Raw genomic sequence first — 19709 nt, forward strand, 5'->3', positions numbered from 1 at the left:
TATTTTGTCAAGTTGAAGTTAGTTTTATAGACAAATATTCGGGCTGCTATCTTCTCATAAACAGTCTTAAGTTATTTTGTTTTGTTTGCTATTAATCTATAGTAGTAAATATAGATTATCGACTCATATCAGTTGAATTTTAAGGGATTATTTTGGATATATCAGCGCTCACACCAGATATATTTCTAGTACTATCTATCATATTGGTAACCGTTGTTTTATTTGTCACGGAATTTGTGCGCGCGGATGTAGTTGCTTGTTTGGTGCTGGTTTTACTGGGTTTAACGCATCTTGTCCCAGATGATAGGTTATTCGCTGGGTTTTCAAGTGAAGCGGTTATTTCTCTCATTGCAATCATGATTATAGGCGCAGGATTAGAGCGCGCTGGTATTGTTGCGCGCGTGACAGATTATATCCTACGTTATGGTGGTTCTAGTGAGAATAAAATTCGTGTCTTACTGATGATGGTATCTGGTCTATTTTCTGGATTCTTGAGAAGCGTAGGCACCGTTGCTTTATTATTACCTGTGACGACGCGTATTAGACGAAGTACAGGCATCGCTAAAGGTCGTTTGCTCATGCCGATTAGCTTTTGTGCTATTCTCGGTAGCACCCTCACCATGGTTGGGACGGGGCCTCTTATTATTCTAAACAGTCTTTTATCAAACTCAATGTTCTTTTTAGAAGGTCAACTCGAGTATCCACCCATTGGGTTGTTTGCTGTTTTTCCGCTCGGCGTTCTTTTGTTATTAACGGGTATGGCTTATTTTATTTTCTTTGGTAAATGGTTGTTACCTAATATTGAAAGAAAATCACTAAAAAACTTAGATTCTAGAGACTATTTTAAAAGAGTTTATGGCATTGGGAGTGATTTTTTTGAGTTTAGAGTCCCCCCTTCTAGTTCATTGGCTGACAACACGTTAAGCCAATGGGAAATGCTACTACCCAGTGAAATTTTCATCATTGGGATTAAGATGGGAAATAGTATTCTCACGCCACCCTTACGTACGACGAATATTAAGGTTGGTGCCGTGCTTGCCTGTTTTGGCCCCAAATCTCAAGGCGAAGTATTTGCTAAGCGCTATGGCATTAGAATGTCGCCTTATCTGACTGCATTTGGTGAGACACTCAGCCCCTTAAATGCGGGATTGTGCGAAGCGGTTATACCACCTAGCTCCAAGCTGATTGGTACAGATTTAAAAGAGCTACACATGCGTCGGCAATATGGCATTCAGGTATTAGCAGTGCATCGGGGGCAAAAAGTAACCCAGGGGCATGGTGAGCTGAATGATATCACGCTAAAGGCAGGTGACACATTAGGAATGTTTTGTAATTGGCGGGCATTATCTTCTTTTGAAAAAAATCCAGATTTCATCGTGGCAACCACTGATTATCCTAAAGAAATATATCAGCATGATAAAACGGGCTATGCAATTTTTTTCTTCTTGTTATCAATAGGGCTTGTCATAGCGGGTGTGCTTTCTGTATCGATTGGTTTGATGGTTGGCGCGGTAGGTATGATTTTTTCAGGGGTCATTAGTATTGATGACGCTTATGATGCCGTTAGTTGGAAAACAGTATTTTTAATTGCTGGTTTGATACCACTTGGTATTGCAGTACAAACCAGTGGTACCTCTGATTTAATTGCTTCATTATTTTTAGAATACTTTCCTGGTGTGCCAGAATGGGGATTGTTATTTCTATTGGGTGTGGTGTCCACTGTCTTTAGTTTATTTACCACAAATGTGGGGGCTACGGTCATCTTAGTACCGTTGGCTGTGCAGTTAGCCATAAACAATTTAGGTAATCCACAAGCATATGCGCTTATGGTTGCGATCGCTAGCTCTAATTCTTTTATTTTGCCCACACATCAAGCAAATGCGTTGATCAGTGGCCCAGGGCGTTATCGGGTTGTAGATTTTGTTAAAGTGGGTGGTGTAATGTCGATCTTATATTTGATTGAAGTGGTTGCGATGATTCAGTTGATGTACTAGAGGCTGTCTCAAAAAGGCCATTTTTTCTTTGCGCCTTCGTTGCAGATCCTTCTTAAAAATATCTCTTTTTCAAGATTAGCACTCTAATTTAGGATAAACTCTAAGAGGCACATGCTTTTCTATGATGAGCGTTTTTATTTTCTCAATTTGTAATTTGGATTTAAAGCCCGTATTGGGTAGCCATAAAAATCGGTTAACGCTATAAGGAATAATAAAACCATTTTTTATTTCTAAGATATATGAAATATATTGCCATGCCAAATGCCCTGTTTTAATCCCTTCGCCACTCCACATAATGCCATTACGAGAAATTTCAATAACCATGGTTTTTCCAATGGTATTTATCTTTTTCATTTTGCGCTTAAAGATCCATCGAACCAATGGTTTTCTAGCAAAGAGCCAGAGCAGCATAACGATGAGAAGTATCAGCTCTTGTTGAGTTAAGTTGAGCAATAAGCCTTTAGTTATCATAATGACAGAAAACAAAGCAGCAATGATATTAAAAAATCCTATGCTATATAGAATAAAGGGCTTTTTTTCTGAGAAAATAAAACTTGCGCGCGCAAGAGAAAGCCCATCAATGATGTATTGGATTTTAATATTCATAGTATCCTACTGTTTTTAATCATTAGGCATAAAGAGTAATGTTAAATCATTTAGAAACTGTAATCCAAGCTCAGTCGCTTGAAGCGTTTGTGAAAAGGGAAAAATTAAATTTTTCTCATAGGCAGACTGAAGTTGTGCTTCTATTGCATTCAATTTTAAAAAAGTATGCTTGCTAAAATGATGGATGGGGGTGCCGTGGATCAAGCGCAAGGTATTGAGCATATATTCAAAGGCTACTTCATTTTCAGGAATGCTATAATTTTTCTGATAGAAACCAAGGTTTTTATCAAGATATTGAGTAGGGTGTTTAAAGCATTGTGTGCGATAAATTTTTGCAGTATTTACATCTGTTCGTTTCCCGTGAGCACCTGCACCTATGCCAATATAGTCACCAAATTGCCAATAATTCATATTATGTTGGCATGCTTTATTTTTGCTATAAGCAGAAATCTCATAGCGAGATAAGCCTTTCTGTTGTATCAATGCTCGACCACGCTCTTCTATCTCTGCAATGAATTCATCCGGCGGAAGTGGTGGTGGGAAACGATGAAAATAAGTATTGGGTTCGAGTGTTAGCTGATACCAGGATAGATGAGGCGGTGCAAATGAAAGAGCAATCTTTAAATCTTCTAATGCCTCTTCCAGTGTTTGTTCTGGTAAACCATACATGAGATCAATATTGAAGTTTTCAAAACCTACGCCTTGTAAAGCATCAATAGCAAGACGTGCTTCATCAGAAGAATGAATGCGCCCTAATTTTTTCAATTGCAGCGGATCAAAGCTTTGTACGCCAAGAGAAATCCGATTAACGCCTGCGTCAAAATATGCTTGAAATCTTTTTTGCTCTACAGTACCAGGATTGGCTTCAAGCGTTATTTCAATGTTGGGTGATAGTTTCAAATGCTTTCTAATAAAATCCAAGAGCAATTCAATGCTGTTGCCTGAGAAGAGGCTGGGGGTGCCTCCGCCCATGAATATGCTTTTGATTTCTCTTTCACCTATCAATGGCATTTCAATCTCAAGCTGCTTGCTTAAGGCTTCGATATATTCTTGCTCCGGCAGCGAGTCTTTGAGTGCATGACTGTTAAAATCGCAGTAAGGGCATTTTTTTACACACCAAGGAAAGTGTATATATAAAGACAACTCAGGTACTGATATCACTCTTTCCCCTGTTTTGCATGTACGATTTGTGGGTAGATCAATTTTAGCTTTTCGGTGAATTCGTGTAGTGCCTTGGCACGATGGCTAATTTGATTTTTGTGCTTTGCATCCAATTCTGCGGCAGTACAATTTAAATTAGGGATGAAAAAGATAGGATCATAACCAAAGCCATTTGTACCAACAGGTTTTGTTAAGAGACGACCTTCCCACTGTGCTTGACATATAATTGGAATAGGATCGTTGTAGTGTCTGACAAAAGCAATGGCACAATAGAATCGTGCACGTCTTTCTTCTCCTGATAAAGTGGAGATCGCAGAAAGTAATTTTTTGATATTATCTTCTGCTCTCGCATCATTTCCTGCATAGCGCGCAGAATAAATGCCAGGTGCGCCACCCAAGGCATCTACGGCTAATCCTGAATCATCCGCAATACTGGGTAGATCGCTGTATTTAGCTGCTAAACGTGCTTTGATGATGGCATTTTCAACGAAACTTAGTCCAATTTCTCGAGCTTTGGGAACGTTAAATGCAGATTGAGGTATGAGGGTTACTGGTAAGCAATATAAATAACCTTCTATCTCTTTGAGTTTGTCTTTGTTCTCTGTAGCGACAACCAGTTTCATGCATAATCTCCTGTTTTAGTGCCGCCAGGGTATATGAAGTTTATTTTTTATTCAACAAACCCAGTCATGATCCTAAAGTACTGGCAGGATATGGGGAAATTATCCATTAGTTATCTTTAAAACTTCTATTTAAAAAAGGCATTGAGCAAAGTGGCGACGGCTGTCGGATTATCCAAATGTACGTGATGTTCTCCTACTAAACGATGCACTTGTAAATGTTTAACTGCGCTAATACGACGGTTAATCAGATCTTCTGGAAAGGGAAAACCTGGCTCGGGTCTAATGACCATAATGGGGGCTGTAATCTCTTCTAAAAACGCGATGGTTTGTTCTTCGGTCAATTGAAGAATCGAAGGTTTGAGCAGCCTGGGATCTGTGCGCCAACTGTAGGTGCCATCTGTATTTTGTTTTAAGCCACGCTCAATAATGCAATGCGCTGAGCTTATCATCATCGGGTTTACTTTGATTCTTGCTGCGATGGCCATTTCTACTTGCGAATAAATTGGGGTGCGACTGGGAGGTCTTCCAAGCGTTTCTTGCAAATATAAGCGTAGTTGCATTGGCGCATGTTCAGCGGGTGTGGTCATCGGCCCCAAGCCGTCAATGATAGCGATTTTGAGTATACGATCGGGCAAGGTACCCGCAATGAGGCTGCTGATAGCGCCTCCTAAAGAATGCCCTAAAAGTGCAAATTGCTTCCAGCCCAATACTTCATCCAATAGGTTAATCATATCAACAACGTAATCAACGATTTGTAGATAAGAATTTGTAGGTTTATGATCAGAAAAACCATGCCCCGGTAAATCAATGGCGACCAAATGACAGTGTGTTAAGAGCGGAGCAATTTTGTCAAAAGTAGCAGCATTGTCTAACCAGCCGTGTATTGCAAGCGTGGGAATGCCATTTGGATCTCCCCAAGTTTTTGCAGCAATCTTTTGGCCTTTTACCTGAAAAGTGGTTTCTGTAGCTATATGTTTGCTTTTAGACGATCGTTTATTTTTGTGCATCATACCAGTCCGGGATGTGTTTGGGATCATTAATTTTGAGTGTTTTGTATCGACTTTTATGTCCTTTATGAAGCTCAACCGCTTTTTGTGGCACTTGGAATATCTTTGCAATTGCCTTACAAAGATATTCATTTGCTTTGTCATCTGTTGCAGGGGCTGGTATTTTTATTTTGTAACAGCCATCATGCATGCCGTTTACTTCAAATTGCTTTGCATTGGGTTGAACATAAACATTTAGTGTTATGATGTTATTAATCACAGCTTAACTATTATTATAGTCACAGCCGATGAATGTTCGGGTAGGCGTCGAGCCTTGAGCAACCGGCGTTTACATATAAGTAAATGAGGATTGCGAGAGGGCGAAGACAACACCCCCGAACATGCCTCTGCGAAGACTATATCAACGCAAAAGTGCAATTTGGATACCAATCATAATAATACTATTCGTAAATAAAATATTGATTAATTGTAATAATAAAATAACGGGAATAGGTGTAATATCTATTCCGCCAATGAGAGGGATAATCTTTTTAAAAGGTTTTATAATGGGGTAGGTGAGTTGCTGAATGATCTCTAGCATGGGCGAATGAGAAAGCGCGGGAACCCAGCTGGCAAATACCTGTATAAGAATAGAGAAAAAGTAAATATTCACGGTTAATTTTAGGATATCGCCAATAGACCAGATGAGAAGCCCTGGTAAAAATGGCGTTGTTTTATAACGTATCAGAGTCACCAGTGTGAGTTTCAACAAAGTCACAGATAAGATAACAAGCAAGGTTGCAAAATCAATACCTCGCCAGCCAGGTATAAATCTTCTGACAGGCACCACAAGAGAGCCTGTTGCCTTTACAACAAATTGTGTGAAAGGATTGTAGTAATTAACACGCAAATATTGCAGTATAAATCGCAAAATAAGTATAAAAGTGTATAAATCGAATAGGGTTGTTACTAAAAAGTCACCGGCTTGTTGTAATGGACTCATCTAATCCTCATTTTATCTAATTAAATTCTTGGCTGAGTTCTTTGGCTCTTTGACTTGCTTGCGCAATTGTATTTTCAAGTAAATTTAAAAAATTGCCTTGTGTTAATGTTTGTATGCCTCGTTCCGTTGTTCCGCCTTTGGAGGTTACTTTTTCACGCAAGGTTTTTAAATCATTGGTTTGTGCTACAGCCATCTTGATGCTGCCCAATGCGGTTTGTAGCGTTAATTCAGTTGCGTCTTGTTGAGATAAGCCCAGTTGTATCCCTGCTGTAATTAAGCCTTCCATCATATAGAAGAAGTAAGCTGGACCAGAGCCTGAGAGTGCCGTGACGGTGTCCATCTGCTCTTCTTTTTTTATCCACAGTATCTTTCCCAAACAGCTCAGTAATACTTGCGCTTCTTGTTGTTGTGCTTCAGAAACAGTAGGGGTGGCATAGAGTGCAGTGATACCTTCCCCAATCAGTGCTGGCGTATTGGGCATGGCACGAATGATAGAAGCATTGGGCTTGTTTAGCCAAGTGAATATTTGCATGCTCGTGATGCCGGCTGCAATACTAATTAATAATTTATTTTCTACAATACAGGGTGCAATTCTTTCGAGCACAGAGCGCATTTGCTGTGGTTTAACAGCGACGATTAAGATATCTGCTTTATCTGCGATGCTTGCGTTATCGGTTGCGCTGTATATACCGAAGTTGCGATTCAGTTGGGTGCAGGTGTTAGCAGAATGATCTGCTACGAACAGTGTATTGGCAGTGATGCCTTGCTGAAGAAAGCCACTTAGCATAGCTTGCCCCATGTTACCACCACCAATGATGCCGATGTTTTTTTTCTGACTCATTTTGTGTTCATTTCCATTCCATCTTACTTTTATGCTCGAGCGCCAAAGATACCTTGGCCAACACGCACAATGGTTGCGCCTTCTGCAATAGCGGCTTCTAGATCATGGGTCATACCCATTGAGTAGGTATCAAGCTCAATACCAGCTTCACTCAGTTGATGACCGATATTTCTGATTAGCTTAAAGTATTGGCGTTGTTGTTGAAAGTCTGTGTTGATAGGCGGAATGGCCATTAGGCCACGCAGCTTTAGATTGGGAAGTTGACTAATGTGTTTTGCTAAAGGGAGAGCCTCATGAGGTAATAGTCCATTTTTGCTTGAGGCACTGTCGTCTAGTTTAATTTGAATGCAAACTTGCAAGGGGGCTAAATCTTGTGGACGATGCATGGATAATTGATTCGCTTCTTTCTCTCTAAAGATGGTATGTACCCAACTGAAATTATATGCAATTTCCTTACACTTATTCGTTTGAATATGTCCAATAAAATGCCAGACTAGATTTTTTCCGCTCAGTGCCGATATCTTAGGCAAGGCTTCTTGTAAATAATTTTCCGCAAATTCATGTTGACCTATCGCGATAATAGGATGCAGTGCTTCTGTGGCAAATGTTTTACTGACGGCTAAACAAAGCACACTGTTGGGTGCTCTATGGTATTTTTTTTCAGCCAGGCGAATTTTATTCAGTATCGCTTGATAATTATGGGTAATATTTTGCATAAGGTTTAATAGGGTATTGTTATGGATATTACAGAATTATTGAATTTTAGCGTACAAAACAAAGCTTCCGACTTACACTTATCTGCAGGTATGCCCCCAATGATACGCGTCGATGGTGAAATGCGCCGTATTAATGTGCCTCCTTTAGATCATAAAGCAGTGCAAGCTTTGATTTACGATATTATGAATGATAAACAAAGAAAAGACTATGAAGAATATTTAGAAACAGACTTTTCATTTGAGATCCCAGGATTAGCCAGATTTCGTGTTAACGTTTTTAATCAGCATCGTGGTTCTGGTGCGGTGTTTAGAACCATTCCTTCCAAAATTTTATCGATGGAAGATTTAGGGTTGCCTTCTATATTCAAAGATATTTCAGATTATCCAAGAGGGATTGTTTTAGTAACAGGGCCGACCGGCTCTGGTAAGAGCACAACACTGGCTTCGATGATTAATTATATTAATGTTAATAAACATAAACATATTTTGACCATTGAAGATCCCATCGAGTTTTTACACGAGAGCCAAAAATGTTTGATTAATCAACGCGAAGTGCATGCGCATACTCACGGTTTTAGTGAGGCATTGCGCTCTGCTTTACGTGAAGATCCCGATGTTGTGCTTGTGGGTGAAATGAGAGATTTAGAAACCATACGATTAGCATTAACCGCCGCTGAAACAGGGCATTTGGTCTTTGGAACCTTACATACGAATTCTGCGGCTAAAACCATTGATCGGGTCGTGGATGTGTTTCCGGGACAGGAAAAAGATATGGTGCGCTCTATGCTTTCAGAATCTTTGCGTGCGGTTATTTCTCAAACGCTCTTAAAGAAGAAAGGAGGAGGGCGTGTTGCTGCACATGAAATTATGATCTGTACACCTGCCATTCGAAACCTAATTCGAGAAAATAAAGTGGCGCAAATGTATTCCTCTATACAAACAGGTCAAGGTCAAGGGATGCAAACTATGGATCAGTGCCTAAAGGATTTAGTCGATAAAGGTATAGTCAATACCTTAGATGCACGCGAGAAAGCTGCCAATAAAGCAGCCTTCTAAAACATACAGTCCTCTTTTTTTTAAGGTATAATAGGGCTCATTTTATTTGTGAGTCCTTAGCTATGGAAAATTTTATTAGCGTAGAAGAATTGAAAGAAAAACTTAGTCAGCATGAGCCTCTGCATTTGCTGGATGTGCGTACGCTAGAAGAGCATCAACATTTCAATATTGGTGGTCAACTGATTCCTATTCAAGAATTAGCCTTTAGATTAAATGAAATCCCTACAGATAAGCCCATTATTGTCTATTGTCGCTCTGGACAACGCAGCCAAATGGCTGTTGATATGCTGGCGCAAGTAGGGATTGATGCTCAAAATTTACTAGGCGGAATGATTGCTTGGCAACAAATGTTGTAGTTGAAAGATTATTTCACTGCGCATGCAGGAGCCGACAGTGGCGTCGGCTCTTCTATATCAAGCCGAAAAAACAATCTGGCCGTTGATCAACGTATGTGTTACTTTTCCTGGTATTTGCCAGTCTTTGAAGGGAGAGTTTTTACCTTTACTGAGCATGGTGTCTGCTGTCAGGGTCCAATATTTGTTTGGATTTAGAATGCAAATATTGGCATTCTTGCCAATGGAGAGTGAACCTTCTGGCAAATCAAAAATGCGTGCGGGATTAGTCGTAATAGCATTTACAAAGGTCATAGCATCTAATTTACCTTGCTCTACTAAATACAAGCCGAGCGATAAAAAGCTGTCAATAGCAGAAAGACCCGGTGTTGTTTCGCCGAAAGGTGCTAATTTTGCCATAGAATCTAAAGGTCGATGATCACTGCAAATGGCATCAATCGTTTTATTTTGTAAACCATGTAACAATCCAAGTTGATCGCTTTGACTGCGTAAAGGAGGAGATAAATGGCAGTTGCCATCGAATTCTAAAAGATCCATCTCAGTTAAAAGCAGTGAGTGCATCGCGACATCTGCCGTTATGTTTAAGCCTTTTTGTTTGGCTTGAGCTATAAGCTCAACAGCCTGATGGCTTGAAAGACACGTAAAATGTGCTTTGAGCTGCGTTTCTTCTATCAATGCCAAATGCTCTTGAATTGCAATGGTTTCAGCTGTGTAAGAAATACTTGGTAGACCTAAACGTGTTGCGACAACACCATCATGCGCGCAGCCTGCATGGCTCAAATCATAGTCTTGCGGTTGAATAATGACAGGAATGTTAAGACTAGACGCATAGGAATAACAAGACTTGAGAAAGGCTTTATTTTTAAGGGGGGCTTGCGCTTGGCTTAATGCAATGCATCCAACTGCTTTTAAGAGGCTATAATCGGTCATTTTTTCGCCGCTAAGACCTTTGGTGAGTGCAGCAATAGAGTATAAACGAGGGGGCACACTTTCATCTTCATGTTGTATGCGAATCAGATCATTGGGATGATCGATGATGCGGTCACCGTCAGGTGGAATGCAAAGTGCAGTCATACCTTTTTTAACAGCGACTTGTGCCTCGTGTCTGAGTGTTGTCCCATGTGGATGTTTAACATGGGGCCTATTACAGAGATCGACAATTCCTGGAATAACCCATTGTGAAGTTGCATCGATGGTTGTGTCTGCTTGAAAGCCTACTGGCGTAGTGCCAACATGCTGAATTTTTCCATCCTCTATGCAAATATCTGTGATTTTATCAATTTGATTTTGAGGATCAATGATACGCCCATTTTTAATTAATAATTTCATTGATCCCTCGCTTGAGATAGTAGCGACATAACAGCCATGCGTACAGCAACCCCATTGGTTACTTGATCTAAGATAGCCGCATTGGGGCTATCTGCAATATCCGATTGTATTTCGACACCACGATTAATAGGGCCTGGATGTACAATAAGGGCGTTGGGATGTGCTAACTTCAATGAGTCTTCGGTGAGGCCATACATGCGATAATAGGCGTTACCTTCTGGTAAGAGGCCTTGTTGCATTCTTTCTGTTTGTAAGCGTAGCATCATAATCACGTCCACATCTTTTAATCCTTTTGTGAGATCATAATAGACGTTTACGCCTAATGATTCAGGGTAAGAGGGCAGTAGTGTTTTGGGGCCAATGATGCGAATTTCTTTTGCGCCCAATAAATGTAGAGCATGAATTTGTGAACGTGCTACGCGAGAATGTTTAATATCACCGACAATGGCAACATTCAATTTATGAAAATCACCTCGATGTTTTCGAATGGTAAACATATCTAAGAGTGCTTGCGAAGGATGCGCATGCCATCCATCACCTGCATTGATGACAGATACACCTGGCATGACATGTTGTGCCACAAAATGTGCTGCACCACTTTGCATATGGCGGATGACGATGATATGACATTGCATGGCTTCAATATTGCGTACTGTGTCTCTGAGTGATTCGCCTTTGCTCGTTGCAGAATTTTGTACATTCAAATTTAAAATATTTGCAGAAAGCCGTTTGCCCGCTAATTCAAAGGTAGAACGGGTACGTGTGCTATTTTCAAAGAATAAATTCGCGATGGTTTTACCCTTTAAGCGATCGCTTTGAATGATTTGTTTGGTTTTAGGATCAAAAAATTCTTCAGCAAGATCCAGAATGCGGAGCAGGGTGGTTTTATTTAAGCCATCTATTGTTAATAAGTGTTTTAACTGGCCGGACGGTGTCAATTGTAAAGACATAATGTTTAACTAGAACGTTCATATGCAATAGAATTAAGCCATGATTCTAATATAATTGCAGCACTAATGCGATCGATTTCAGCTTTATTGTGGCGAGAAGGGCGCGCTTTATCACGTATTGTTTCGCGTGCGGCCACACTAGTTAGTCGTTCTTCTATAAAATACACAGGTTTTTGATAGCGTTGTTGCAAGCTTTCACCGAAGTGCTTTGCCTGTATACTGGTTTTTGAATGTTTGCCATCTGGCTGCAACGCTAAGCCCACAATGAATCCATCGGGTTGCCATTCTTGCACCAAACGATCCAGTAGCTGCCAATTCGGTTTCTCATCGAGCATTTTAAGGGTTGTTAATGGCTGAGCGGTGCCCGTAATGGTTTGACCGAGCGCAATACCTAAATATTTCGAGCCAAAATCAAAACCCATGTAAGTTTTAGGTGAATCTTTCGTGTACATATCAAAAGGGTATTATTGTGCCATTTAAGTATTAAGCGTGACCTATTTCAAAAGAGAGACAATCCATATCTACGCCAAGCAGAGCGCCTGCCGCGCGCCAACGATTTTCCATAGGGATATCAAACAAAACTTGAGGATCAGCGGGGCCACATAGCCAGCTATTTTCTGCAATTTCTTTTTCAAGCTGCCCACTTTCCCAGCCGGCATATCCTAATGCCACAATAATATCACGGGGGCCACGGTGATCGGCAATAGCTTCTAAAATATCTTTTGAAGTTGTAATGCTAATCTGTGTATTAAGTGCGAGTGAAGATTCCCAGTGATCTTTTTGATTGGGGCGATGTAATACAAAGCCTCTTTCTTGTTGGATTGGTCCCCCTGCTAATACGGGTGTATGTAAGACTCTTTGGTCTTGTGTGCGAATGTTCATATTATCGAGCACATCGCCTAATTCTAAATGCAGCGGTGTATTGATAATGATACCCATTGCGCCTTCTGGAGAGTGTTCACAAATGTAGATCACTGTATGAGCAAAATTAGGATCTTGCATGGAAGGCATAGCAATGAGAAAGTGATTTTGAAGTGACGTATATACACCCATGCAATACTCATAATTTTTAATTAACTTATAATGTCATATTACTATGTTCTTGAACTAAGTTATAGAGGAAATATACTCATTAAGTGCCAATTATGCTTGGCTCACATTCTTTAGGTACTGTTAGGATAGGCATCATGCTAATTTTGGACTCTTTTCTCATTAGCTTGGTATTTTTAGGCTGCCTCTAAAATCCCAGGTTCGAATAATCTCTACTCTGTCATGTTCTTGCAACATGCTAATAGGAATTGGTTCAAAAGGTTGTGCTTTTTTGACGATTGCAAGTGCGGCAGCATCCAGTAATGTACTACCAGAAGATTGGCGCACTACCACTTCTTGTACCTGCCCTTCTTTATTTAATGCAACTAATAAGCGTACTTTGCCAGTAATATTTTTTTGTAATGCTTCTTGTGGATAGAATTCACTGCCTACGGCTTCTATGTATTGCTGCCAACGATATAAGTAAGCCGCATCTTCGTGTTGATGAGCTGCTGCAGATATTATTTTTCTGCGCAGCATATGTGGCTGCATAGGAGTGGCTTTATCTGTTTGAGTATAAGATAAGGTGAAGTCATCTCCTTGGAGTGCAATAATTTTATCCGTGTTTTCTATTGAGTACTTTACAACGGGTGTAAAAAAAAAGGTATGACTGCCTTGTGGCTCTGTATCCAGAGAGCCTGCATGATCAAAGAGACCTAAATAATTTGCATGTGTGGGTGGCGCGCTTTTTTCTAAACTGATACTGACTGCACGTTGAGAATGTTCTTTGATGTGTTTTATGGCTTTTATGATAGGTGCAAAATCAACCGTTAATAAAATGAAAACGTGCAACAAAGCAGCCACAATGAGTAAATAAATCAGTCTACGGCCTGGGTAATATAATATTGCTTCACTGTTACTTAAAGATAAAAGATGCTGATTCATGTGTAGTACTACGTTTTCCTTGTCTAGCTGACATTGTCCCTTGCTGGTAAAAATCATGTGCTGTGACTATGGCATGATTAGAACATGCTAAAATTATGTTAGATAGTTATACTAAAATGGTTGTGCCATGCACAAATATATCCAGTATGGGTAATCATTGTACCGCATTTGAATATTTACAGTCTCTAGCCGTCCCCATGATGACGGAGGTTAAGGACAAAGTATTGCCAACACAAGAATGGTCGGGACTGGCTTTTTATTCAGATTCGATTCTGTTTGCAAGCAAGACAAGTTTTGTGGAGGCTGTTATTCCCTTTGAATATCTTTATCCCTTGCCAATGCATTTAGAGGGATTCATTGGTATGGGTAGCTATAGAGATAAAATTTTTGCGGTTTTAGATTTGAAAGCATTATTTTGGAAAAAAAGCAGTGTCTATAATGCAGATTCTAGAATTATCATTTGCCGTTACCAAGAACAGAGAATTGGGGTTTTAGTTTGTCGTTGTTTAGGTTTGAGAAGATTTAATTTAAGTACTAAGACGCAAGTTGAATTAAGCCAACAAGTGCCCTATCAACGTTTTGTAAAACATTTATTTTATGCAGAGGGTGAACGTTTTGCTGTATTGGATATGGCAAAACTGTTTGGAGAAATTCAAATTGGAAATCTTATAAAAAAAGAAAAAAATACTGTGACCAAAAACATAAAAAATTATGATAATGAGTGAGTAGTATGATCAAAAAGAAACGTTTTTCCTTCTATCATATGGCCTCTTTGGGAACCATTTTATTTGAAATCGCATTTTTTGGATCCTTATGGGTTGCTAGTACCGATTGGACACTTACACAACTCATCAGCCAAATTGAATCTTTTTGGATGTTCTTTGCCATTGGTAATTTCTTCTTATTTCTTGCGTTTTTGATTTATGTGATTATTTATAAATTTCAAAAAGTGAATAAAACATTAAATGAAACAGTAGAGCAAAATAAAATAAACTCCGAAGCAGTTTGGCAGCTCTTAGAAGAATTGTCTAAATTATCAGAGGGTGATTTAACCATTTATTTATCAGAAGGGAATGATCTAACAGGTGCGATAGCAAAAACAGTTAATTATGCTTTAAAAGCACTGCGAGAATTAGTGTTGACCATTTATCATGCAACTGAGAATGTAAATCAACAGACAGTAATTGCGCAAAAAGTAATTGAATTGAATGCGCTCAAAAGCGAGCTGCAGCGTAAAGAAAATTATTCTGCAATGCAGGCCATTAATCGTATTATCAAATCTATTAATGTTGTATCAGAAGGTGCGCTCAAAAGTAAAGAAGTGGCAGATAATTCTGTGGATATTGCCAAGTCAGGTGCAACCATTGTACAAAACTCAGTGCAAAGTATGGAGAAAATTAAAGAGCATATACAAGAAACTCAAAGCCAAATTAAAAAACTGGGATTGAGTACACAAGTGATTGGTGACACCATTAGCTTGATTGATGATATTACAGAGCAAACGAATATTTTGGCAATTAATGCCGCTATTCAAGCAGCAATGGCAGGAGAGGCGGGACGAGGCTTTGCCGTTGTTGCGGAAGAAGTGCAGCGTTTGGCAGAGCGTTCAAATCATGCGACACGACAAATTAAAGCGATTGTGAATACCATTAAAGAAGATACCTATGAGTCTATTCGTTTAATGGATCAGAGTAATCTTGAGGTTGGTCAAGGTGTAAGACTTGCGCACGATGCGGGGCTTGCGCTAGAGAAAATCGAAAATGTTTCTGTGGAACTCTTTAAACTTATTGAGGGTATTTCTTTAGAAGCAAAAGATCAAGCCAAAACTTCTGAGACGATCGCAGATAATATGAACAGAATTGATACAAATGCGGATGAAGTGCATTCAGGCACACAAAAAACACAAGAGACGATTGAGAGACTCATTGAATTAGCCGCAGATTTAAATAAATCGATTGCAGGATTTAAGTTGCCAGCTCAGCGTGTTGAAGCGCCTTTTTCATCATTGACTCGAAAAGCAGTTGGGTCAGAGTAAGCTATGTCATCACATGATAATTTGCAGTCAGAGGGGGGCAATACCATATTGCCTGCTGTCGATGCAAATCTTTTGGCTATTTTTCAAGACGAGGCAACAGACTTAGCTTCGAATATTCTCATCAATTTTCAACAATTTATTGTTACGCCTGAAGCAAAGAAGTTATTATCCATTACAAGAGACTTGCATACTTTAAAAGGATGTGCACAGCTTATTGCTTATACTGGCTTGGTTGAGATTGTACATTTGCTAGAATCTGTCTTTAAAGACAAAGATGTGCAGAGTATAAAATTGGATTCATATAGTATCAGCGCAGTTGAATCAGCCATTTTTTTTATGACAGATGTGATTAGTCAAATTCATACCAGAAATGCACCCTTCCCCTCTGACTCAATTATGATGCCGTTGACTCAACTTAAAGAGAAGACAAGGATTAGGGCACAATTCAACAAAGATAATGTTGAGCTGACATATAACAATCCTCAAGCAGTGATTGATACATCACTGTTTAAATTAACATTGCAAGATATGGATTATATTAGTCAGCAAGCACAAGATATTAAAAAAGGATATTCAGAGTTAAAATGGGAATATTTGAATATTATTCCTAAAATTGAATCGCTTAAAAATAATATAAAAAAATTAGATTTGGTCTTAAATAAAATTGCTAAAGATATTCCAACCGATGAGCAGTTATTAAGCAAAGAAGCATTAGAGGGCTTGCATATAGACATGACTGATTTGACAGTTCTCTTGCATAATATGGATTTTATGGGAAAACATCAAAGAAAAGCATTTCAGCATCTGGAAGAAAAGCTGATGAGCGTGCGCCTCATTAGTTTTAGTGGCTATGTTCCGCGATTGAAGAAAACAACGGCGCAAGTTGCTGAAAAATTAAATAAGAAGATAGAGTTTGTTGCTGAGCAAGTAGATGCTGAAGTAGATAAACGTATTCTAGAAAAATTAATGCCTGCTTTTGAACATTTGATTCGAAATGCCATTGATCATGGTATTGAACCTGAATCCGATAGAATCAAAGCAAATAAAAATGCAATAGGACATATCTATTTTTCGGTAAAACGAGAAGGTAGTAACATTGTTTTTATGATTATGGATGATGGTAAAGGCATCGATATTCCGGCAATTCAAAAAAAAGCTATTGAAAATAAAATGATTGAACCGAATACAGTGTTAGATAAGCGAACTGTCATTCATTTATTGTTGCAGCAAGGTTTCACGACACGCTCAATTATCTCTGATATTTCAGGTAGAGGAATTGGTATGGATGTGGTGGATCACATTGTTAAAAGTTTGGGGGGCAGAATGGAAATCGACTTTAAAGCCGGAAGCTTTACGGTGATGAAGTTATACGTTCCTGCAGTGCAAAGCCAACATTTAAGTGTGCTGTTCCAAATTAATGATATACGATATGCAATTTTTGCATTGAATCTCATTGGTGTGGTCAGAATCAAGACAACAGAAAATATGGCGGTACCGTCACACATTCGTTATGCTAACAAGACATATCCGTTATTTCATATGCATAGTATATTTGAGCTTGATATCGATTCAGAAGCAGTGCATACAGAAAAGAAAGAATTCTATTTTGCAGTGATTGTTGATCATCCTGAGCAGCCATTTGCGATTTTAGTAGATAGAATGTTAGGCGCAAGAGAAATTGTTGTTCATTCCTTGCAGCATATTGTGCGTGCTTTTGCCAAATTTCAAGGCGCTGCTATTTTGTCCAATGGACAACTTGTTTATTGCTTAGAACCCAATGAAATGTATATGGCATTATTAGCACAAGGCCTTTTATGAATAATCTTGCAAGAATATTGATTTTTCAGCACAATACAATCAAATTCATTACACCATTGAGCACTTTTGATAGCATTCTTCCAAACATGCAAATTCGCAAAGATGAGCATCGTTTTTATATTGTACACAAAGAAGAAAAAATTCCTTTTTTGACCTATTATAAAAATGAGTCCATAGAAGATAAATATGCGTTGATCGTCTTGTTAAGAATGAGAGTAGATCAGGAAATTAGAAAAATTGCACTTGGTATCGATGCGGTGCCGATCTTTGCTGAAATAGATTGTAATCATATTGTGTGGAAAACAGAATCTGAATTGTTGGTTACAATAATAGTAAATGATCAACCACCCGTATTGGCAAACTTATTAGATATTAAATTGTTAAAAGGCTTATAAACGCTGCTATTATCTACCTCCTAAACTCTATAAGCTAAGGAGAGTGCTCTAGGATGAGGCGCGTGTTCTTACAAATCGCCAAAGATCCCCTGTAAAAGGCTTACTGCGGTAACACTGGCTGTTTCCGTGCGCAGTATTCTTGGCCCCAGACTTAATGCAATAAAGCCATGGCTCTTTAAGCACTGCACTTCATCATCACTCCAGCCACTTTCTGGGCCTACTGCAATTCTGAAATGGCTGTGTGGTTTTAGGGATTTGATAGAGGTGCTGCTCTTGGGATCAAAAAAAACAGAAATCCCTTCAAAATTTTGGAGGGCCCATGCGTTTAGCGGTTGAGGTTGATGTACCAAGGGTATACTTGTTCTGCCACTCTGTTCGCAAGCAGAGATTGCTATGCGTTCCCAATGCGTTTGTCGTTTTTCTTTCCGAGCATTTTCAAGTTTAATCATGCTTCTTTGTGTTTCAAGAGGTGTAATCGTTGTGACGCCTAATTCAGATGTTTTCTGTATGACCCAGTCCATTTTGTCTGTACGTGCCAAGCCATGTCCTAAATGTATCTGTAAACTTGATTCTCGATTGATTAATTGATAATCAATTAACTGAACCATGATGCTTTTTTTGAGATGTTTAATTTGAGCTAAATATTCTCCACCTTCACCATTGAAGAGAAAGATTTGATCATTTTCTTTTAGACGCAAGACTTTGCCAACATAATGACTGGCTTCGCTATCTAAAGAGAGCACTTGGTTTTTAGAGAGAGAAGTCGGATAGTAAATTCTGGGTATAAACATCGTAATGATTCACGCCAAATAAAAAAATATCTATAAAACTAGGTATTTTAACCTAGCTTTAGTTTATTGCAAATTTCAACTGTCGATTCTGACTTATTTAAAGTATAAAAATGTAACCCGGGCGCACCGCCTTGTATCAAGGTGTCACATAAATGCGTGACTACATCGACACCAAAACTCAGAATGCTTTGAGGATCATCAGAGATAGATTCAAGGTGCTTACGTATCCATCGTGGTATTTCTGCGCCACAAATAGAGGAAAAACGCGCCAGTTGATTATAATTAGTAATTGGCATTATACCAGGAACGATGGGAATATTAATATTTTCTTTCTGGCAGTGCTCTACAAAATAAAAATAACTGTCTGGGTTGTAGAAATATTGTGTGATTGCTTCATCTGCACCTGCTTCAACCTTGGCTTTAAAATAATTGAAGTCTTTCTTTGCATCAAAAGATTGTGGGTGTACTTCTGGGTAGCATGCAATGGCAATATGGAAATAATCACCATATTCTTTGCGGATCCAGCTGACCAATTCATTCGCGTAGGCAAAATCGCCCATTGCGACCATACCTGAGGGTAAATCACCTCTTAATACGACGAGATGCTTAATCTGATGGATTTTATATTGATTGAGTAGGCTGCGAATACTTTCTTTTTCAGTACCCACACAAGAAATATGAGGAGAAATATTGGTTTTTGTGGTTTCTAAGAGTGCAAGACAAGTCTCTAGCGTGCGTTCCTGCGTTGAGCCACCTGCACCAAAAGTCACAGAATAATACTCAGGGTGAAGCTTATTTAAATCTTGGCTTGTTTGAATGAGTTTTTCTAAACCCTGTTTGCTGTGAGGAGGGAAATATTCGAAACTTAAAGGTAATGACATGTTTCATCCTTAAAAATACAATCCTTTCTAAGCCAAGTTTAGCTTAGTTTTTGTTTTTAACTTAACCCTTACCCACCTTTCGGGCCCTTAAATATATAGCTGACGCTTAGTTACTTTTTAACAGAATTCCCGATGAGCGCAGCGAATCATTTCTCTCACTTTGTAAAGGGAGACGCTCGGTAACAGCGTAGCTGTAC

At 39.1% G+C, this 19709-nt stretch carries 22 protein-coding genes; 7 read left to right on the forward strand and 15 right to left on the reverse strand.

Translation table 11 applies throughout. The annotated features are described in order from the left end of the window. Positions 1-152: 152 nt before the first annotated feature. Complete coding sequence (locus CC99x_RS00655; RefSeq protein ID WP_057625305.1) at positions 153-1994, forward strand: SLC13 family permease; 1842 nt, start codon at positions 153-155, stop codon at positions 1992-1994. 75 nt (positions 1995-2069) lie between these two features. Here the strand turns inward: CC99x_RS00655 and CC99x_RS00660 are convergent, their stop codons facing one another. From CC99x_RS00660 to CC99x_RS00695, 8 genes are all read right to left on the reverse strand, one after another. Continuing rightward, the gene (locus CC99x_RS00660; protein WP_057625306.1) at positions 2070-2600 is read right to left on the reverse strand and encodes a YcxB family protein; all 531 of its coding nucleotides are present in this window, start codon (positions 2598-2600) and stop codon (positions 2070-2072) included. A gap of 15 nt (positions 2601-2615) precedes the next feature. Further along, positions 2616-3761, reverse strand: a complete 1146-nt coding sequence (gene hemW / locus CC99x_RS00665) for a radical SAM family heme chaperone HemW (RefSeq protein WP_077065483.1) — start codon at positions 3759-3761, stop codon at positions 2616-2618. Next, positions 3758-4384, reverse strand: coding sequence for an RdgB/HAM1 family non-canonical purine NTP pyrophosphatase (gene rdgB / locus CC99x_RS00670; RefSeq protein ID WP_057625307.1), 627 nt, complete (start codon positions 4382-4384; stop codon positions 3758-3760). The genes hemW and rdgB overlap by 4 nt, the downstream gene beginning before the upstream one ends. A gap of 125 nt (positions 4385-4509) precedes the next feature. Beyond that, the gene (locus CC99x_RS00675) at positions 4510-5394 is read right to left on the reverse strand and encodes an alpha/beta fold hydrolase (RefSeq protein ID WP_158003233.1); all 885 of its coding nucleotides are present in this window, start codon (positions 5392-5394) and stop codon (positions 4510-4512) included. Next, entirely contained in the window at positions 5378-5650 is a 273-nt protein-coding gene (locus CC99x_RS00680; protein ID WP_057625309.1) for a DUF167 family protein, read from the reverse strand. Before CC99x_RS00680 ends, CC99x_RS00675 begins: the two co-directional genes overlap by 17 nt. Before the next feature lie 141 nt (positions 5651-5791). Continuing rightward, positions 5792-6373: a YggT family protein gene (locus CC99x_RS00685; protein WP_057625310.1), complete on the reverse strand. Its 582-nt coding sequence runs from the start codon at positions 6371-6373 to the stop codon at positions 5792-5794. A gap of 16 nt (positions 6374-6389) precedes the next feature. Then, positions 6390-7214 carry a pyrroline-5-carboxylate reductase gene (proC, locus tag CC99x_RS00690; RefSeq protein WP_057625311.1) on the reverse strand — a complete coding sequence of 275 codons (825 nt, stop codon included), beginning with the start codon at positions 7212-7214 and terminating at the stop codon, positions 6390-6392. 29 nt (positions 7215-7243) lie between these two features. Then, positions 7244-7930: a YggS family pyridoxal phosphate-dependent enzyme gene (locus tag CC99x_RS00695; protein ID WP_057625312.1), complete on the reverse strand. Its 687-nt coding sequence runs from the start codon at positions 7928-7930 to the stop codon at positions 7244-7246. Positions 7931-7951: 21 nt separating this feature from the next. Between CC99x_RS00695 and CC99x_RS00700 the strand changes: the two genes are divergently transcribed. Both CC99x_RS00700 and CC99x_RS00705 read left to right on the forward strand, forming a co-directional pair. Further along, positions 7952-8986 (forward strand): type IV pilus twitching motility protein PilT, encoded by a 1035-nt coding sequence (locus CC99x_RS00700; RefSeq protein WP_057625313.1) that lies wholly within the window; start codon positions 7952-7954, stop codon positions 8984-8986. A gap of 62 nt (positions 8987-9048) precedes the next feature. Continuing rightward, a complete protein-coding gene (locus CC99x_RS00705) occupies positions 9049-9342 on the forward strand; it encodes a rhodanese-like domain-containing protein (RefSeq protein ID WP_057625314.1) in 294 nt (97 codons plus the stop codon). Between the two features lie 57 nt (positions 9343-9399). On the opposite strand, the gene CC99x_RS00710 is transcribed toward CC99x_RS00705, so the two are convergent. From CC99x_RS00710 to CC99x_RS00730, 5 genes are all read right to left on the reverse strand, one after another. Beyond that, positions 9400-10668: an amidohydrolase family protein gene (locus tag CC99x_RS00710; protein ID WP_057625315.1), complete on the reverse strand. Its 1269-nt coding sequence runs from the start codon at positions 10666-10668 to the stop codon at positions 9400-9402. Continuing rightward, positions 10665-11618 carry an aspartate carbamoyltransferase catalytic subunit gene (locus CC99x_RS00715; protein ID WP_057625316.1) on the reverse strand — a complete coding sequence of 318 codons (954 nt, stop codon included), beginning with the start codon at positions 11616-11618 and terminating at the stop codon, positions 10665-10667. Before CC99x_RS00715 ends, CC99x_RS00710 begins: the two co-directional genes overlap by 4 nt. 5 nt (positions 11619-11623) lie before the next feature. Then, positions 11624-12070 (reverse strand): Holliday junction resolvase RuvX, encoded by a 447-nt coding sequence (gene ruvX, locus CC99x_RS00720; protein WP_057625317.1) that lies wholly within the window; start codon positions 12068-12070, stop codon positions 11624-11626. 31 nt (positions 12071-12101) lie between these two features. Continuing rightward, entirely contained in the window at positions 12102-12671 is a 570-nt protein-coding gene (locus tag CC99x_RS00725; RefSeq protein WP_057625318.1) for a YqgE/AlgH family protein, read from the reverse strand. A gap of 159 nt (positions 12672-12830) precedes the next feature. Continuing rightward, positions 12831-13592: an energy transducer TonB gene (locus tag CC99x_RS00730; protein ID WP_057625319.1), complete on the reverse strand. Its 762-nt coding sequence runs from the start codon at positions 13590-13592 to the stop codon at positions 12831-12833. 95 nt (positions 13593-13687) lie between these two features. On the opposite strand from CC99x_RS00730, the gene CC99x_RS00735 reads away from it, so the two are divergent. The 4 genes from CC99x_RS00735 to CC99x_RS00750 are packed head-to-tail and all read left to right on the forward strand — an operon-like array spanning position 13688 to position 17840. After that, positions 13688-14317: a chemotaxis protein CheW gene (locus CC99x_RS00735; RefSeq protein ID WP_057625320.1), complete on the forward strand. Its 630-nt coding sequence runs from the start codon at positions 13688-13690 to the stop codon at positions 14315-14317. Between the two features lie 5 nt (positions 14318-14322). Beyond that, positions 14323-15627, forward strand: coding sequence for a methyl-accepting chemotaxis protein (locus CC99x_RS00740; RefSeq protein WP_057625321.1), 1305 nt, complete (start codon positions 14323-14325; stop codon positions 15625-15627). Positions 15628-15630: 3 nt separating this feature from the next. Continuing rightward, complete coding sequence (locus CC99x_RS00745; protein WP_057625322.1) at positions 15631-17445, forward strand: chemotaxis protein CheA; 1815 nt, start codon at positions 15631-15633, stop codon at positions 17443-17445. Then, the gene (locus CC99x_RS00750) at positions 17442-17840 is read left to right on the forward strand and encodes a hypothetical protein (RefSeq protein WP_057625323.1); all 399 of its coding nucleotides are present in this window, start codon (positions 17442-17444) and stop codon (positions 17838-17840) included. Before CC99x_RS00745 ends, CC99x_RS00750 begins: the two co-directional genes overlap by 4 nt. Positions 17841-17908: 68 nt before the next feature. On the opposite strand, the gene CC99x_RS00755 is transcribed toward CC99x_RS00750, so the two are convergent. Beyond that, a complete protein-coding gene (locus CC99x_RS00755) occupies positions 17909-18631 on the reverse strand; it encodes a 16S rRNA (uracil(1498)-N(3))-methyltransferase (RefSeq protein ID WP_057625324.1) in 723 nt (240 codons plus the stop codon). 47 nt (positions 18632-18678) lie between these two features. Then, the gene (metF, locus tag CC99x_RS00760) at positions 18679-19512 is read right to left on the reverse strand and encodes a methylenetetrahydrofolate reductase [NAD(P)H] (protein ID WP_057625325.1); all 834 of its coding nucleotides are present in this window, start codon (positions 19510-19512) and stop codon (positions 18679-18681) included. Positions 19513-19709: the final 197 nt, after the last annotated feature.

This window comes from Candidatus Berkiella cookevillensis, assembly GCF_001431315.2.
In the GTDB taxonomy this organism is placed as follows: domain Bacteria; phylum Pseudomonadota; class Gammaproteobacteria; order Berkiellales; family Berkiellaceae; genus Berkiella_A; species Berkiella_A cookevillensis.

Coding starts and splice junctions, on each gene's coding strand:
- CC99x_RS00660 (WP_057625306.1), bottom strand. CDS start 2,600: ATGAATATTAAAATCCAATACATCATTGATGGGCTTTCTCTTGCGCGC.
- rdgB (WP_057625307.1), bottom strand. CDS start 4,384: ATGAAACTGGTTGTCGCTACAGAGAACAAAGACAAACTCAAAGAGATA.
- CC99x_RS00675 (WP_158003233.1), bottom strand. CDS start 5,394: ATGATGCACAAAAATAAACGATCGTCTAAAAGCAAACATATAGCTACA.
- CC99x_RS00685 (WP_057625310.1), bottom strand. CDS start 6,373: ATGAGTCCATTACAACAAGCCGGTGACTTTTTAGTAACAACCCTATTC.
- proC (WP_057625311.1), bottom strand. CDS start 7,214: ATGAGTCAGAAAAAAAACATCGGCATCATTGGTGGTGGTAACATGGGG.
- CC99x_RS00695 (WP_057625312.1), bottom strand. CDS start 7,930: ATGCAAAATATTACCCATAATTATCAAGCGATACTGAATAAAATTCGC.
- CC99x_RS00700 (WP_057625313.1), top strand. CDS start 7,952: ATGGATATTACAGAATTATTGAATTTTAGCGTACAAAACAAAGCTTCC.
- CC99x_RS00705 (WP_057625314.1), top strand. CDS start 9,049: ATGGAAAATTTTATTAGCGTAGAAGAATTGAAAGAAAAACTTAGTCAG.
- CC99x_RS00710 (WP_057625315.1), bottom strand. CDS start 10,668: ATGAAATTATTAATTAAAAATGGGCGTATCATTGATCCTCAAAATCAA.
- CC99x_RS00715 (WP_057625316.1), bottom strand. CDS start 11,618: ATGTCTTTACAATTGACACCGTCCGGCCAGTTAAAACACTTATTAACA.
- ruvX (WP_057625317.1), bottom strand. CDS start 12,070: ATGTACACGAAAGATTCACCTAAAACTTACATGGGTTTTGATTTTGGC.
- CC99x_RS00725 (WP_057625318.1), bottom strand. CDS start 12,671: ATGGGTGTATATACGTCACTTCAAAATCACTTTCTCATTGCTATGCCT.
- CC99x_RS00730 (WP_057625319.1), bottom strand. CDS start 13,592: ATGAATCAGCATCTTTTATCTTTAAGTAACAGTGAAGCAATATTATAT.
- CC99x_RS00735 (WP_057625320.1), top strand. CDS start 13,688: ATGTTAGATAGTTATACTAAAATGGTTGTGCCATGCACAAATATATCC.
- CC99x_RS00740 (WP_057625321.1), top strand. CDS start 14,323: ATGATCAAAAAGAAACGTTTTTCCTTCTATCATATGGCCTCTTTGGGA.
- CC99x_RS00745 (WP_057625322.1), top strand. CDS start 15,631: ATGTCATCACATGATAATTTGCAGTCAGAGGGGGGCAATACCATATTG.
- CC99x_RS00750 (WP_057625323.1), top strand. CDS start 17,442: ATGAATAATCTTGCAAGAATATTGATTTTTCAGCACAATACAATCAAA.
- CC99x_RS00755 (WP_057625324.1), bottom strand. CDS start 18,631: ATGTTTATACCCAGAATTTACTATCCGACTTCTCTCTCTAAAAACCAA.
- metF (WP_057625325.1), bottom strand. CDS start 19,512: ATGTCATTACCTTTAAGTTTCGAATATTTCCCTCCTCACAGCAAACAG.